Here is a 14,923-nt window from a genome sequence, read left to right on the forward strand (position 1 = left end):
GTGTTCGGGTGGTGCGGGATGGGGAACGGGATGGTGCGGGAAGGGGAGAGGGGAGGGATGACGGGGGGAGGGGAGTCCGGGCCGACCCCTGAGCGGGTCGGCCCGGACGTCAGGACCGCTCGGCGCGCAGCTGCTCGACAGCGGCGAATCCGGCGCGGCCGATCGACGCGTCGACGCGCGGCAGCCGCTCGTCGAGCGTGCGCGCGCGGGTGAACACGGCGACGGCGTGCTGGCGGCCGTCGGGATAGGTGACCACCCCCGCCTCGTTGCGCCAGCGCGGGAGGGTTCCGGTCTTCGCCGCGAGGGTCACCCCGTTCGGGAACCCGGACGTCAGCCGGTGCGGCCAGATCTGCTGCGCCATGATCGCCCTGGCCTGTGCGCAGGCCTCGGCGGGGGCGGCGGTGTCGGTCCACAGCGCGTTCAGGAGCGTGGTGACGTCGCGAGGGGTGGACGCCGAGGTGCGTGCGGGGTCGAGGGCGGAGATCCCGAGCAGCTGCTCGGGCTCCGCGCCGGACAGCAGCTCCTCCAGATCGTCGTCGCTGGAGCCGCCGAGGTCGGCCACGACGGAGGCGAACAGATCCTCGCAGCACCCGATGAGCCGCGTGTTCCGCAGGCCCAGGTCGGCGATCACCCGGTCGACGGCGTCGCCGCCCAGGCGGTGGTACAGGACGTCGGTGGCGGCGTTGTCGCTCATCGTCATCATGTTCTGGGCGAGATCGCGCCAGCTCGCCTGCACGTCGTCCGAGAACCCGGCCGTGCCGATGCCGCCGATGCGGTAGCGCGCGGTGACGGTCGCCCTCTCGGTCGGATCCAGCGTGCCGGCCGCGACGGCCCGGACGTAGGCGGTGAGCACCAGGATCTTGAAGACGGAGGCGAGCACGACGGGCTCGTCGGCGCCGGAGTCCACCTCCGGGCCGCCCTCGGCGCCGATCTCGCGGGCGTGCAGGAAGCCCTCCGCGTCCGCCTCCTCGAAGATCTCCGCGATCGAGGTCGCGGTCGCGGCGAGCGCGCTCATGCGTCGACCCGGCGGTCGGCGCGTCCGGTGTGCAGGTACAGGGCCCGGCCGTGGCCGTCGTCCCCGACGAAGGCGTGCGGGATGCGCACGCCGTGGTCCGTCTCCCGGGGGAGCAGGCTGTCGCGCGACCAGCCCACGAGCTCGACGGGCGCGGGCGCGGGTCCGAGATCGGCGAAGATCCCCTTCATCGTGCGCGTGAGCCAGATCCGGCCGTCGTCGTCGACGCTCACCGTGGAGTCCGAGACCGAGGACGAGTAGGTGCCGAGGATGCGGTCCAGGTCGACGTCGACCGGGGAGGACGGGAGGGCGGGGAGCGGGGGCATCTCGACCCCGGCGAGGGCGGACAGGACCTTCGAGAGCACGCGGTGGTAGAGCTCGATCGTCTCGCCGCCGTTGGTGAGCAGCACCACGGCGACGCCCGCGGAGGGCACGAAGCGCAGGAACGCGTTCTGCCCGATCGTGCCGCCGTCGTGTCCGTAGACGGGCCCGCCGGCCCAGTCGAAGATCTCCCAGCCGAGGCCCCACGCGTCGCCGAGCACGCCGAGGTCGGGGAGGTCGACCTGACGCTCCTGCATCGCGGCGACGCTCCGGGCGGACAGCACCCGCGTGCCGTCCTCGGCGACGCCGCCGGCCATGTGCATGCCCGCGAAGCCCAGCAGGTCCCGCGGGGTCATCGCGAGCATCGATCCCGCCGGCGCGTTGGAGCGGACCAGGCTCCACACCGGCGCGGGGACGGGCTCGCCGCCGCCGTCCGCCGGGATGTGCCCGAGCGCGGCGCGGAACATGATCGCCTGCGAGGCGTCGGTCGCGACGTGCGTGAGTCCCAGCGGGCCGGCGAGGTGCGCGTGCAGCGCCTGGTCGTAGGTCTGGCCGCGCAGCACCTCGATGATGCGGCCGAGCACGACGAAGGCGGCGTTGTTGTAGGAGAAGCGCTCGCCGGGGGCGAAGAGCTGCGGGGCGTCGGCGATCGTCGCCAGGTACTTCTCGACCGCGTCGTCGCCGACCCCGGTGTCGTTGAAGAGATCGCCCTCGAAGCCGCTGACGTGGCTGAGCAGCTGCCGGGTGGTGATGGCGGAGGCGGCGGCGTCGTCGCCGATCGCGAAGGCGGGGACCGTATCGCGCACGGGGGCGTCGAGATCGAGCAGCCCTTCGTCCACGAGCTGCATGATGAGCGTCGCGGTCCAGGTCTTCGTGATGGATCCGATCTGGAACACCGAGTCCTCGTCGGCCTCCACTCCGGTGTTCTTGTTCAGGACGCCGGCCGCGGCGGTGAAGATCTCGCCGCCGGCGAGGATTCCCACGGAGGCGGCGGGGACGTGCGCCTCGGCGATCAGTGCGGGGAGGTTCTCCCGCACCCAGGTGCCGATTTCGTTCAGGTCGGACATGTGCGCTCCTCTTCGTCGAGTGCGCCGTCGGTCAGGGTGACGGCGATGGGCCGAGACTATTCGCGCGGATCCGCGTCCCGTTGGTGCGTGCCGACGAGGCTTCCGGAGACCTTGGTGCCCCCGGACAAGGCCTCGCCGGTCCGCGGCGACGGACGGGGCGCACGGTCGTCTCCGGCTACGCGGCGCCGCGTACGGCGCGCCCCGGGTGGGCGTCCGTCACGATGTCCCCGGCGCGGACGACCTCGGTGCCGTGCACGTACAGATGCCGCACGCCCTGCGAGGGGCGTGTGGGATCGGCGTACGTCGCGCGGTCGGTGATCGCGGCGGGGTCGAGCACGACGAGGTCCGCATCGGCGCCGACGGTCAGGTGACCCTTGGCGCGCATCGCGGGGGAGACCTCGTCCAGCACACGGGCGGGCAGATAGGAGCAGCGGCGGAACGCCTCCGTCCAGCTCCAGGCGCCGGATTCGCGGACCATGAGGCGCAGCGACTTCGCGAAGGTCCCGGCCGTGCGCGGATGCGTCTGGCCGCCCTCGGGCAGCGGCCAGACGCGCTGCTCGTACACGGTCGGCGCCCCGCCCGATGCCGGCCAGGCGATCGGCATCGCATCGCTCGCCACGATCGCGTCGGGGTAGGCGAGGGCGCGGTGCAGATGGGCGCGATCGAGGGGATCCGCCTCGTCCAGGAATGTGACGATGCACGCGGCCCCGGGATCCGAGGCGCGCACTTCGCGCAGCCGGGCCTCGTCGGCGATGCGCTCCCCGGTGTCGACGAGCACGAGTGCGGTCGGGCCGATGCCCAGACCCGCGAGCTTCTCCGGCGCGAGGAAGAACGCGCCGATCGCGGTGCTGCCCGCGCCATAGGGATACGCCTCGACGGTGACCTGGGATCCGGCTGCACGACTGCGGTCCAGCAGCCCGAGAACGCGGTCGATGTGGCGCAGCGACGTGCTGTTCACATGGCAGTGGTGCATCGCGGCCCCGGTCTCCGCCGCCGCGCGGACGAGCTCCTCCGAGCCGTCGATCGGGGTCGCCGGGTCGGCTTCGATCAGCTCCCGCACGTGCGTGAAGGTCGGGGCGTGGGCTGCGGCGGCGAGGCGCGCGAGCTCCAGGTACTCGTCGGGATCGGAGCGCGGGGCGTAGCCCATCAGCACGCCGATGCCGAGGGCTCCGGCGGCGAGCTCGTTCTCCAGCAGCCCCAGCCAGCGCCGGCGTTCCGCGGGACTTGACGAGCGCTGCCATCCCGGGTTGCCGAGGAGGTCCATCGACGCGGTGAAGTCGGGGACGGGGACCCGCTCGAGGTGCGCGTAGGCGCGGGCCTGGGCCCAGGAGGCGGAGAATCCGTAGTTCAGCGGACGCCCCTCGCGCCCGGCGCGCGCGATCGCCTCGGCTACCGGCATGAGGCCGGCCTCCAGATCGAGCGCCGTGGTGACGCCGTCCATGGCCTGCAGGCGATGTCCGGCGATCGAGTGCACGTGGCTGTGCAGGTCGACGAAGCCCGGCCCGACGACGAGGCCCTCCGCGTCGACGACGGCCGCCCCCTCCGGTGCGGGGATGCCCGATGCGATCGCGGCGATCCGGCCGTCGGAGATCAGCAGGTCTGAGATCGTGTCCGATCCGGTCCTCGGGTCGATGACGCGCCCGCCGCGCAGCAGAGTTTCCACGCCCCCACGGTGCCAGCATCCGCACGCGGATGTCCGATGCGGCCGGACGAAGATCGCGCGCATTCCGGTGCGCCACGACGAAGGCCGCGGGCGGCGCGGCGGCGAAGCGGATGCGCAGGGAACGCTCCGACCCCATAATGGACTCAGCCATGTGACCGTGCACATCGAGGAGGCTCTGCATGTCGACCTCCTCCGAGCGCGCCCGTATGCCCAGCATCCGGGACGTCGCGCGTCTCGCCGGCGTCTCCCATCAGACGGTCTCCCGCGTGTTGAACGACCACCCGAGCATCCGTCCGGAGACCAAGGAGCGGGTGCTCGACGCGATCCGCGTGCTGGACTACCGGCCCAACATCGCGGCGCGCGCGCTCGCCACCAGCCGGTCGAACACGCTCGGAATACTGTCCGCGACCACCGGGGAGTTCGGCCCGACGTCCTCGATCGCCGCGATCGAGGACGCGGCGCGCGCGGAGCGCTACTCCGTCAGCACGCTGAACCTGCCGGACACCACGCCCGAGGCGATCGGCGCCGCGGTGCGCCAGCTGGTGAGGGAGGCGGTCGACGGCATCGTCGTGCTGGCCCCGCAGGTGCGCGTGTTCAACGTGCTGCGCGGGATGGCCGTGTCGGTGCCGTTCGTCAGCCTGCAGACGGCCTCGGGATCCGACGGCTTCAGCCACTCGGAGGATCAGCTCGCGGGCGCGCGCATGATCACCGAGTACCTGATCCGGCTCGGGCACAGCGACATCCTGCATCTCGCGGGACCGCAGGACTGGATCGAGGCCGAGTCGCGCATGCGCGGCTACCTGGACGCGATGCGCGATGCCGACCTGCCGACGATCCCGCCGATCCGCGGCGACTGGACCGCCGACTTCGGCTATTTCGCGGGGCAGGAGCTCGCCCGCCGGCGGGACTTCACGGCCGTGTTCGCGGCGAACGACCTCATGGCGATCGGCCTCATGCACGGCTTCCGCGATGCGGGGATCCGGGTTCCGATCGATGTGAGCGTGGTGGGCTTCGACGACATTCCGGTTGCGGCACATGTCGCGCCGCCCCTGACGACCGTGCATCAGGACTTCGCCGAACTGGGTCGCAGGGCCGTGCGGATCCTGCTGGCGCAGCTGCGCGGAGAGACCGCGCCGGCGTTCGGGCCTGTCGTGCCGGTGCTGTGCGGCCGCGAATCCGCGGCGTCACGGTAAGGACACGAATTCGGCTGCGGCACTTGACACTGCCGAAGCGCACGTGCACGATGTATCCCGATGTGAACGGTAACATTGACGGGAACATCACCGGACCTGGTATCGAAGGAGATCCGTGAGCGAGACGACGGCGTTGCCCACCGTGGCGGGACCGATCCTCGAGATGCGCAGCATCACGAAGGAGTTCCCGGGCGTGAAAGCCCTCTCGGAAGTGTCGATCACCGTTCGCACCGGTGAGGTGCACGCCATCTGCGGCGAGAACGGCGCCGGCAAGTCCACGCTGATGAAGGTGCTGTCCGGGGTGTACCCGTACGGCAGCTACGACGGCGAGATCCTGCTCTACGGCCAGGAGCAGCGCTTCAAGGACATCGCGGCGAGCGAGCATGCCGGAATCGTGATCATCCACCAGGAGCTCGCGCTCATCCCCGAGCTGTCGATCACCGAGAACATCTTCCTCGGCAACGAGATCCGTCGCGGCCCGCGCATCGACTGGACCGCGCAGAAGCAGCGCACGGTCGAGCTCCTCGCCCGCGTCGGCCTCAAGGAGGACCCCGATGTCGCGGTCAAGCACCTCGGCGTCGGCAAGCAGCAGCTCATCGAGATCGCCAAGGCGCTCAACAAGGACGTCAAGCTGCTGATCCTCGACGAGCCGACGGCGGCGCTGAACGAGAACGACTCGCAGCACCTGCTCGACCTGATCCTGGGCCTGAAGGCCAAGGGGATCACCTCGATCATCATCAGCCACAAACTCAACGAGATCGAGCAGATCGCCGACGAGATCACGATCATCCGCGATGGACGCACGGTGGAGACGCTCGATGTCGGCCGGGGCGAGATCAACGAGGACCGCATCATCCGCGGCATGGTCGGCCGCTCGCTGGAGAGCCGCTATCCCGACCGCACCCCGGAGATCGGGGACGTGTTCTTCGAGGTCAAGGACTGGTGGGTGCGCCACCCGTCGGTCGCCGAGCGCATGGTCGTGAAGGGCTCCAGCATCGAGGTGCGCCGCGGCGAGGTCGTCGGCATCGCCGGACTCATGGGCGCCGGCCGCACCGAGTTCGCGATGAGTATCTTCGGCCGCTCCTACGGGCAGTTCCTCTCCGGCACGATCGTCAAGGACGGCCAGGAGATCGCGCTGCCCGACGTGCGCAGCGCCATCCGGCACGGGCTCGCCTACGTGAGCGAGGACCGCAAGGTGCTGGGCCTCAACCTGCTGGACACGATCAAGCGCTCGATCGTCTCGGCGAAGCTCTCCAAGATCTCCCGCAACGGCGTCGTCAACGACATCGACGAGGCGCAGGTCGCGGAGCGCTACCGGAAGTCGCTGCGGATCAAGACGCCGACCGTCGACCAGGGGGTGGGCACGCTCTCGGGCGGCAACCAGCAGAAGGTCGTGCTGGCCAAGTGGATGTTCACGGATCCGGATCTGCTGATCCTGGACGAGCCCACGCGCGGCATCGACGTCGGCGCCAAGTACGAGATCTACGGCATCATCAACGAGCTCGCGGCACAGGGCAAGGGCGTCATCGTCATCTCCAGCGAGCTGCCGGAGCTCCTCGGCATGTCCGACCGCATCTACACCGTGTTCGAGGGGCGGGTCACCGACTGCCTCCCGGCATCCGAAGCCACCCCGGAGGCGCTCATGCGCAGCATGACCTCCCTTAACCAGAAGGCGTCCGCATGAGCACCACGACCACCCCCGCACCGCAGGTGCCCGCGCCCGAGCCAGGCTTCCGCATCCGCGACATCACGAAGATGATGGGCGGCGGGCAGTCCACCGGGCGTCAGTTCGGGATCCTCGGATCGCTGATCGTCATCATCCTCATCTTCCAGGTCTGGACCGGCGGACTGACGCTGTCGTCCGGCAACCTGATCAACGTCGTCAGCCAGTACTCGTACATCCTGATCCTGGCCATCGGCATGGTGATGGTCATCATCATGGGTCACATCGACCTCTCGGTCGGTTCGGTGGCCGCGTTCGTCGGCATCGTCGTGGCCCAGTCCATGGCCAACTGGCACTTCCCGTGGTGGGCGGCGATCCTGCTCGGTCTCGCGCTCGGGGCGCTCGTGGGCGCGTGGCAGGGTTTCTGGGTCGCGTTCGTACGGGTTCCGGCATTCATCGTCACGCTGGCGGGCATGCTGTTCTTCCGCGGCGCCAACCAGGCGGTCGGGCAGTCGACGTCGGTGGCGGTTCCGGCTGACTTCCAGTTCATCGGCGCGGGGTATCTTCCCGAGCTCGCGGTGCCGCTCGACTTCAACGTGCTGACGATGCTGCTCGCGGTCCTGGCCGCGGCGTGGGTCGTGTTCTTCGAGTTCCGCATGCGCGCCTCACAGCGCAAGGCCGGCACCGAGAGCGCCCCGGTCTGGGTGAGCATGGTCAAGGTCGTGGTCCTCGCCGCGATCATCCTCGCTGCCGGCTGGCTGTTCGCCAACGGGCGACCGGGCACGAGCTTCCCGATCTCGGGCCTCATCCTGCTGGTGCTCGTCATCGTCTACACGTTCGTCACCAACAACACCGTCTTCGGTCGCCACATCTACGCGGTCGGCGGCAATCGCCAAGCCGCGCGCCTCAGCGGCGTGAAGGACCGGTGGACCGACTTCTTCGTGATGATGAACATGTCGGTGCTCGCCTCGGTCGCGGCCATGATCTACGTGGCCCGCGCCACCGCCTCCGGCCCCCAGGACGGCAACGGCTGGGAGCTCGACGCGATCGCGGCCGTGTTCATCGGTGGCGCGGCCGTCTCCGGCGGCATCGGCACCGTGATCGGCTCCATCATCGGTGGTCTGGTCATGGCCTTCCTGAACAACGGTATGGCGCTGCTCGGCGCCGGCGCCGACACCGTCGCGATGGTCAAGGGACTCGTGCTGCTCGGGGCCGTCGCCGTCGACGTCTGGAACAAGCAGCAGGGCCGGCCATCGATCACCGGATTCATCACCCGGCGGTTCTCCCGTGCGGAGGAGCCGTTCGCCACCACCGCTGGCGGCACCGCCAGCGGAAAGTAAGAGAGGTCCGGGTCGCGCGAGCGGCACGATCCTGCATTCACCTGAGATGCACACACCAAGAGAGAAAGAGATCCCAATGAAGAAGATCCTCCTTTCGGCGACAGCGGTCGTCGTCGCGGGTGCCTTCGCCCTCACCGGCTGCTCGTCCGAGCGCGGCGGAACCCCCGCCTCGAGCGGCGCCGCAGCCAAGGGCTTCGCCGCCGACGCCAAGATCGGTGTCGCCCTGCCGGACAAGACCAGTGAGAACTGGGTGCTCGCGGGCAAGCTGTTCACCGACGGTCTGACCAAGGCGGGCTTCAAGCCCGACGTGCAGTACGCGCCGGCCAGCAACACGGTCGCCGAGCAGCAGAACCAGATCCAGGCGATGGTCACCGGCGGTGCGAAGGTCATCATCATCGGCGCGAAGGACGGCAAGCAGCTGTCCACCCAGGTCAAGGCGGCGCACGACGCCGGCGCGACCGTGATCGCCTACGACCGCCTGATCGAGAACACCGACGCGGTGGACTACTACGTCGCGTTCGACAACTTCAAGGTCGGCCAGCTGCAGGGCCAGGCCCTGCTCGACGGTCTCGCCAAGCGCGCTGGTCACCCGGCGCCGTACAACATCGAGCTGTTCTCCGGATCCGCGGACGACGCGAACTCGGCGGTCTTCTTCAAGGGCGCGATGGACGTGCTCGAGCCGAAGATCAAGGACGGCACGCTCAAGGTCGTCTCGGGTCAGACCGAGATCACCCAGACGGCGACCGACGGCTGGAAGGCCGAGAACGCGCAGCGCCGCATGGACGCGCTGCTCACCGCCAACTACAGCTCGGCCACGATCGACGGCGTGCTGAGCCCGAACGACACGCTCGCCCGCGCCATCATCACCTCGGTGCAGCAGGCCGGCAAGCCCGTGCCGGTCGTGACTGGTCAGGACTCCGAGGTCGAGTCCGTGAAGTCGATCATGGAGGGTGTGCAGTACTCCACGATCAACAAGGACACCACGCTGCTCGTCGCCCAGGCGATCAAGATGGCTCAGGAGCTGCAGAAGGGCTCCACGGTCGACGTCAACGACACCAAGTCGTACAACAACGGCGTGAAGGTCGTCCCGTCGTTCCTGCTCGCGCCGGTCATCGTGACGAAGGAGAACGCCGCCGAGGCGTACGCCAACGTCCCGGCCCTGCTCGATGTCGTGAAGTCCTACAAGTAAGCAAGGACCTCAGGAGAGGGCCGCGCGGATGCGTCCGCGCGGCCCTTCGCCGTCTGCGCGCGGCGCTTCATCGTCTGCGCCGCGAGGGCGGCTCCGACTAGACTGGCGACGGATCGACGTCGCTCCACCACCCCACTTCCCTCTTGAACAAGGAGCACTCTGTGGCACTGATCGAGGCTGTAGGCGCACGCGAGATTCTCGACTCCCGTGGCAACCCGACCGTCGAGGTGGAGGTGCTCCTCGACGACGGCATCGTGCAGCGCGCGGCCGTCCCCTCCGGTGCTTCCACCGGCGCGTTCGAGGCGTATGAGCTGCGCGACGGCGACAAGAGCCGGTACGGCGGCAAGGGCGTCCTGAAGGCCGTCGAGGCCGTCATCGACGAGCTGGGCCCGGCGATCGAGGGCGTCGAGGCGAGCGAGCAGCGCGTGATCGACGAGATCCTGATCGAGGTCGACGGCACCGAGAACAAGAGCCGCGTGGGCGCGAACGCGATCCTGGGCGTGAGCCTCGCGGTCGCCAAGGCCGCCGCCGACTCGGCGGACCTGCCGCTGTTCCGCTACCTGGGCGGTCCGAACGCGCACCTGCTGCCCGTCCCGCTGTTCAACGTCATCAACGGCGGCTCGCACGCCGACAACGGCATCGACATGCAGGAGTTCTTCCTCGCCCCGATCGGCGCGGACAGCTTCTCCGAGGCGCTGCGCTGGGGCACCGAGGTCTACCACGTGCTCAAGGGCGAGCTCAAGGCGGCCGGCTTCGCGACCGGACTCGGCGACGAGGGCGGTTTCGCCCCCGATCTGCCCAGCAACCGCGAGGGCCTGGAGTTCCTGGTCAAGGCGATCGAGAAGGCCGGCTTCACGCCCGGCGCCGACATCGCGCTGGGCCTCGACGCCGCCGCCACCGAGTTCTACAACGAGGGCGTGTACCGCCTCGACAACAAGGACTGGGACGCCGCGTCGCTCACCGACTACTACGTGGGCCTGGTCAAGGACTTCCCGATCGTCACGATCGAGGACGCCCTCGCCGAGGACGACTGGGACGGCTGGAAGGCCCTCACCGAGAAGCTCGGATCCCAGATCCAGCTCGTCGGCGACGACCTGTTCGTGACCAACCCCGAGCGCCTGCAGAAGGGCATCGACCTCGGCGTCGCGAACTCGCTGCTGGTCAAGGTGAACCAGATCGGCACGCTCTCCGAGACCCTCGACGCGATCAACCTCGCGCACCGCTCGGGCTACACCACGATGCTCTCGCACCGTTCCGGTGAGACCGAGGACACCACGATCGCCGACCTCGTCGTCGCGGTGAACTCGGGCCAGATCAAGAGCGGCGCGCCCGCTCGGTCGGAGCGCGTCGCGAAGTACAATCAGCTTCTGCGCATCGAGGAGGAGCTGGGCGACGCGGCGGTCTTCGCCGGGCGTTCCGCCTTCCCGCGCTTCAAGGGCTGAGCAGCGCGACGGAGCCGGCCATCGGCCGCAGGCCGCTGACGGACAGGGAGGAGGAGTCATGACACCACGTCGGACTCCTCCTTCGTCGTCTGCGCCCGCCGGACCTTCCGAAGGCGCCGCGGGGCGCGCTGCGCGCGCGGTCGACGTCCGCGGCTGGGTGGGCGGCATCCGGCTCAGCGGCTTCATGGTGATCATGCTCTCGCTCGTGGTCCTCGGCGCCTGGGTGCTCGTGCCCACGCTCGGCACGTACCTCGACCAGAAGCAGCGGATCGCGGCGCTCGAGCATTCCGTGCAGGTCACGCAGAAGCAGATCGACGCCCTCACGGCGGAGCGCGAGCGCTGGAAGGATCCGGCGTACATCACCGCCCAGGCCCGGGAGCGACTGTTCTACGTCAAGCCCGGCGAGGTCGTCTACCTCATCGACAACGACATCGATCCCGCCGCGCAGCCCGTCGAGCAGGGTCCCGTCAGCGACACCGTGCAGGAGAAGTCCTCGGACTGGGCGGGCCAGCTGCTGCGCAACGTGACGGGTGCGGGCCTCGCGAAGACCGCCGCGGGCTCGGCCGCGCGCTGAGGCGCCCCGCAGGCGGACCCCGTACCCTGGAGGGGTGACCACGCCTCCCTTCGCCCCGCCCACCGACGCCGAGATCGCGGTCGTGTCCGCACAGCTCGGCCGCGAGGCCAGGGGAGTCGTCGGCATCGCCGCGCGCTGCACCTGCGGCAACCCCACGGTCGTCGCGACGCTGCCGCGGCTGGCAGACGGGTCGCCGTTCCCGACGTTCTACTACCTCACCCACCCGGCCGCCGCCGCCGCGATGTCGACCCTCGAGGCCGAGCACGTGATGCCGGAGCTCGCCGAGCTGCTGGGCGACGAGGACACCGCCGCCGCGTACCTGCGGGCGCATCAGGCGTATCTCGCCGACCGCGCGCAGTACGGCGACGTCCCCGAGATCGCGGGGGTCTCCGCGGGCGGCATGCCCGCGCGCGTCAAGTGCCTGCACGCGCTGGCCGGTCACGCGCTGGCCGCGGGGGAGGGCGTCAACCCCATCGGCGATGAGGCGCTGCGCCGGGCGCGCTGGTCGCCCGCGCGCTGCGAGTGCGTCGAGCCGGGAGCCGCGCGGGCGCGCTGATCCGAGTCCGATGACCTCGCAGACCACACGCCCTCCGAACGCACGGCGGATCCGATCCGTCGTCGCGGTGTTCGTGCTCGCGCTCGTCGCACCGCTCGTGATGGGGGCGACTCCGTCGCCCACCCCGACCCCGGATCCCGAGCGGGCCGCCGAGTACTGGATCGAGGGCGCCCACATCGACACGGCGTGGAAGACCACGCGGGGCGCAGGGGTCACGATCGCCGTCATCGACACGGGCATCGCCAAGGGCCCCTCGCAGTTCGACGGCGCCGTCACCGACGGCACCGACGTCTCGGGCATCGGTACCGACGACGGGCGCACCCCGCTCGGTCCGCTCGACAGCGACCACGGATCCCGGGTCGCCTCGCTCGCCGCGGGCAGGCCCAACGCCGACGGCACGGGCATGATCGGCGTCGCGCCGGACGCGAAGCTGCTCTCGATCTCGCTCGGCTTCGGCGCGACGGCCCCGGTGCCCTTCGCGAAGCAGGTGGCGGAGGCGATGAAGTGGGCGGTCGATCACGGCGCGAACGTGATCAACCTCTCCTTCACCACGAACACCCTGGAATGGGATCGCAGCTGGGACGACGCGTTCCTCTACGCCTTCCAGCACGACGTGGTGGTCGTCGTGGCTGCGGGCAACCGCGGCAGCGGCACCGCCATGGTCGGCGCCCCCGCGACGATTCCCGGCGTGCTCGCGGTCGGCGGAGTGGATCAGCACGGCGTCGCGAGCAAGGCCGCCTCCACGCAGGGGATCTCGATCGCCGTCTCCGCGCCCAGCGAGTCACTGCTCGGCGTCGACGCGAACGGAACGATCGAGACCTGGAACGGCACGAGCGGCGCGGCTCCGATCGTGGCGGGCGTGGTCGCGCTGGTGCGCGCCGCGCATCCCGACATGGACGCGAACAATGTCATCAACCACATCATCCAGACCGCGCGTCCCGCACCGCAGGCGACCTCGCACCCCGACCCGCTGTACGGCTACGGCCTCATCGATGCCGCCGCAGCGGTGTCCGCGTCGCTGCCGTCGGTGGATCAGAATCCGCTCGGAGACCTGTCGGACTGGATCCGCCTGAACCGGCGAGCACAGGCTCCTGAGCCCGCGCAGCCGACGTCGACCCCGCTCGCGATCCCGCCGCTGCCGCGCGCGGACACGCCCACCAAGGCGACCTCGCCGCTGATCCCCAGCCCCGATTCGCTGCTGTACGGTACCCTGCCGCTCGTTGCACTCACGGTGCCTGGTATCCTGATAGCGCTTGGCGTCACCGCTGCTGCCCGGCGCATCCGTTCGGCGCGCGCATCTGCACGCCAAAATCCCGATGACTGAGGAGTTAGCCTCCGTGACTGAGAGCACCGTGGCAAAGAGCGCTGCTGCGCCCAAGATCCTGATCGTGGGCGGTGGTTACGCCGGTTTCTACACCGCGTGGAAGCTCGAGAAGCACCTCCGCAAGGGTGAGGCCGAGGTCACGATGGTGGACCCGCTGCCGTACATGACCTACCAGCCCTTCCTGCCCGAGGTCGCCGCCGGGTCGATCGAGCCGCGGCACGCGGTCGTCGCCCACCGCCGCCATCTCTCGCGTACGAACGTGGTGACCGCCAAGGTCACCGGCATCGACCACGCGAACAAGGTCGCCACGATCGCGCCGTCCATGGGCGAGCCGTACGAGTTCGCGTACGACCAGATCGTCGTGACCGCGGGCGCCGTCTCGCGCACCTTCCCGATCCCCGGCATCGCCGACAACGCGATCGGGCTCAAGACGATCGAAGAGGCCGTCGCCGTGCGCGACAAGCTGCTGTCGAACTTCGACAAGGCCGCCTCGATCCCGGCCGGCCCCGAGCGCGACCGCCTGCTCACGGTCATCGTCGTCGGCGGCGGTTTCGCGGGCATCGAGGCTTTCGCCGAGCTCCGTTCCTTCGCCTCGTCGCTCATCGCGAAGTACCCGCAGCTGTCGTTCGACGACACGCACTTCCACCTCATCGAGGCGATGGGGCGGATCATGCCCGAGGTCTCGCTGAAGACGAGCGAGTGGGTGCTCAAGGACCTCGCCAAGCGCGGTGCGAACGTGCACCTGGACACCCAGGTCAAGGGCGCCGTCGACGGCAACGTCGAGCTGTCCACGGGCGAGGTCATCCCGTCCGACCTCATCGTCTGGACCGCCGGCGTCATGGCCAACCCCACCGTCGTGCGCGGCGGCGACCTCCCGGTCGAGGAGCGCGGACGCATCCAGACCCGCGCCGACCTGCGCGTGGGCACCGCCGACGAGATCGTCGACGGGGCCTGGGCCGCCGGTGACGTCTCGGCCGTCCCCGATCTGTCCGGCGGCGGAGTCGGCGGCATGTGCGTGCCGAACGCGCAGCACGCCGTCCGTCAGGCCAAGCTGCTGGCGAAGAACCTCGTCGCCGTGCTGCGCGGTGAGACCCCCAAGGACTACTTCCACAAGAACCTCGGTGCCGTGGCCGGCCTCGGCCTCTACAACGGCGTCTTCCAGTCCGGCAAGCTCGCCCTCAAGGGCTTCGTGGCCTGGGTCGCGCACCGCGGCTACCACGGCCTCGCGATGCCGTCGTGGGAGCGCAAGTGGCGCGTGCTGTGGGGCTGGTGGAACAACCTGTGGCTCGGCCGCGACATCGTCGGCCTGGAGGCGCTGCAGACGCCGCGCGCGGTGTTCGACGAGTTCGCCGCACGCCCCCGTCCGGCTGTGGACGCCGCACCGGCGCCCGCTGCCGCCGCAGCGCCGGCCGCGAGCAAGCCCGCCGCGGCTCCGCGCCAGGCCGCCGCGAAGAAGCCTGCCGAGGCCGCAGCGAAGTAAGGCCCTCCCGGACGCCCCCGGATCCCGCCCCGCGCGAGGATCCGGGGGCGTTCGTCGTTCATGGCGGGGATCGGCGCCGGTGCTATGGTGGCGCGCGAA

General features: G+C 70.0%; 12 protein-coding genes. 9 read left to right on the top strand and 3 right to left on the bottom strand.

Going from position 1 to position 14,923, the window contains the following annotated elements:
* Window positions 1-109: 109 nt before the first annotated feature.
* The 3 genes from ACIPY5_RS17275 to ACIPY5_RS17285 all read right to left on the bottom strand — a co-directional run bounded on the left by ACIPY5_RS17275 (window position 110) and on the right by ACIPY5_RS17285 (window position 4,063).
* Window positions 110-1,015, bottom strand: coding sequence for a serine hydrolase (locus tag ACIPY5_RS17275; RefSeq protein WP_400972869.1), 906 nt, complete (start codon window positions 1,013-1,015; stop codon window positions 110-112).
* A complete protein-coding gene (locus ACIPY5_RS17280) occupies window positions 1,012-2,400 on the bottom strand; it encodes a serine hydrolase domain-containing protein (RefSeq protein WP_400972872.1) in 1,389 nt (462 codons plus the stop codon). Before ACIPY5_RS17280 ends, ACIPY5_RS17275 begins: the two co-directional genes overlap by 4 nt.
* 175 nt (window positions 2,401-2,575) lie before the next feature.
* Window positions 2,576-4,063 carry an amidohydrolase family protein gene (locus ACIPY5_RS17285; protein ID WP_400972875.1) on the bottom strand — a complete coding sequence of 496 codons (1,488 nt, stop codon included), beginning with the start codon at window positions 4,061-4,063 and terminating at the stop codon, window positions 2,576-2,578.
* 179 nt (window positions 4,064-4,242) lie between these two features.
* Between ACIPY5_RS17285 and ACIPY5_RS17290 the strand changes: the two genes are divergently transcribed.
* The 9 genes from ACIPY5_RS17290 to ACIPY5_RS17330 all read left to right on the top strand — a co-directional run bounded on the left by ACIPY5_RS17290 (window position 4,243) and on the right by ACIPY5_RS17330 (window position 14,824).
* Window positions 4,243-5,256, top strand: a complete 1,014-nt coding sequence (locus ACIPY5_RS17290; protein WP_400972876.1) for a LacI family DNA-binding transcriptional regulator — start codon at window positions 4,243-4,245, stop codon at window positions 5,254-5,256.
* Between the two features lie 163 nt (window positions 5,257-5,419).
* Window positions 5,420-6,940 (top strand): multiple monosaccharide ABC transporter ATP-binding protein, encoded by a 1,521-nt coding sequence (gene mmsA, locus ACIPY5_RS17295; protein ID WP_400973269.1) that lies wholly within the window; start codon window positions 5,420-5,422, stop codon window positions 6,938-6,940.
* Window positions 6,937-8,259: a multiple monosaccharide ABC transporter permease gene (gene mmsB, locus ACIPY5_RS17300; RefSeq protein WP_309356918.1), complete on the top strand. Its 1,323-nt coding sequence runs from the start codon at window positions 6,937-6,939 to the stop codon at window positions 8,257-8,259. Before mmsA ends, mmsB begins: the two co-directional genes overlap by 4 nt.
* A gap of 76 nt (window positions 8,260-8,335) precedes the next feature.
* A complete protein-coding gene (locus tag ACIPY5_RS17305) occupies window positions 8,336-9,448 on the top strand; it encodes a substrate-binding domain-containing protein (protein ID WP_400972879.1) in 1,113 nt (370 codons plus the stop codon).
* Window positions 9,449-9,609: 161 nt separating this feature from the next.
* Window positions 9,610-10,890 (top strand): phosphopyruvate hydratase, encoded by a 1,281-nt coding sequence (gene eno / locus ACIPY5_RS17310; RefSeq protein ID WP_309356920.1) that lies wholly within the window; start codon window positions 9,610-9,612, stop codon window positions 10,888-10,890.
* A 58-nt stretch (window positions 10,891-10,948) separates the two neighbouring features.
* Window positions 10,949-11,464, top strand: coding sequence for a septum formation initiator family protein (locus tag ACIPY5_RS17315; protein WP_309356921.1), 516 nt, complete (start codon window positions 10,949-10,951; stop codon window positions 11,462-11,464).
* Between the two features lie 34 nt (window positions 11,465-11,498).
* Window positions 11,499-12,020, top strand: a complete 522-nt coding sequence (locus ACIPY5_RS17320) for a DUF501 domain-containing protein (RefSeq protein WP_309356922.1) — start codon at window positions 11,499-11,501, stop codon at window positions 12,018-12,020.
* A 10-nt stretch (window positions 12,021-12,030) separates the two neighbouring features.
* Entirely contained in the window at window positions 12,031-13,344 is a 1,314-nt protein-coding gene (locus tag ACIPY5_RS17325) for a S8 family serine peptidase (protein WP_400972884.1), read from the top strand.
* A gap of 13 nt (window positions 13,345-13,357) precedes the next feature.
* A complete protein-coding gene (locus ACIPY5_RS17330; RefSeq protein ID WP_400972887.1) occupies window positions 13,358-14,824 on the top strand; it encodes an NAD(P)/FAD-dependent oxidoreductase in 1,467 nt (488 codons plus the stop codon).
* Window positions 14,825-14,923: the final 99 nt, after the last annotated feature.

Source organism: Microbacterium sp. NPDC089698 (assembly GCF_044749045.1).
Classification (GTDB): Bacteria; Actinomycetota; Actinomycetes; order Actinomycetales; family Microbacteriaceae; genus Microbacterium.

Bases quoted from the DNA above. Each gene is read 5' to 3' on its own strand.
- ACIPY5_RS17275 (WP_400972869.1), bottom strand. From the start codon at position 1,015: ATGAGCGCGCTCGCCGCGACCGCGACCTCGATCGCGGAGATCTTCGAG.
- ACIPY5_RS17280 (WP_400972872.1), bottom strand. From the start codon at position 2,400: ATGTCCGACCTGAACGAAATCGGCACCTGGGTGCGGGAGAACCTCCCC.
- ACIPY5_RS17290 (WP_400972876.1), top strand. From the start codon at position 4,243: ATGTCGACCTCCTCCGAGCGCGCCCGTATGCCCAGCATCCGGGACGTC.
- mmsA (WP_400973269.1), top strand. From the start codon at position 5,420: ATGCGCAGCATCACGAAGGAGTTCCCGGGCGTGAAAGCCCTCTCGGAA.
- mmsB (WP_309356918.1), top strand. From the start codon at position 6,937: ATGAGCACCACGACCACCCCCGCACCGCAGGTGCCCGCGCCCGAGCCA.
- ACIPY5_RS17305 (WP_400972879.1), top strand. From the start codon at position 8,336: ATGAAGAAGATCCTCCTTTCGGCGACAGCGGTCGTCGTCGCGGGTGCC.
- ACIPY5_RS17315 (WP_309356921.1), top strand. From the start codon at position 10,949: ATGACACCACGTCGGACTCCTCCTTCGTCGTCTGCGCCCGCCGGACCT.
- ACIPY5_RS17325 (WP_400972884.1), top strand. From the start codon at position 12,031: ATGACCTCGCAGACCACACGCCCTCCGAACGCACGGCGGATCCGATCC.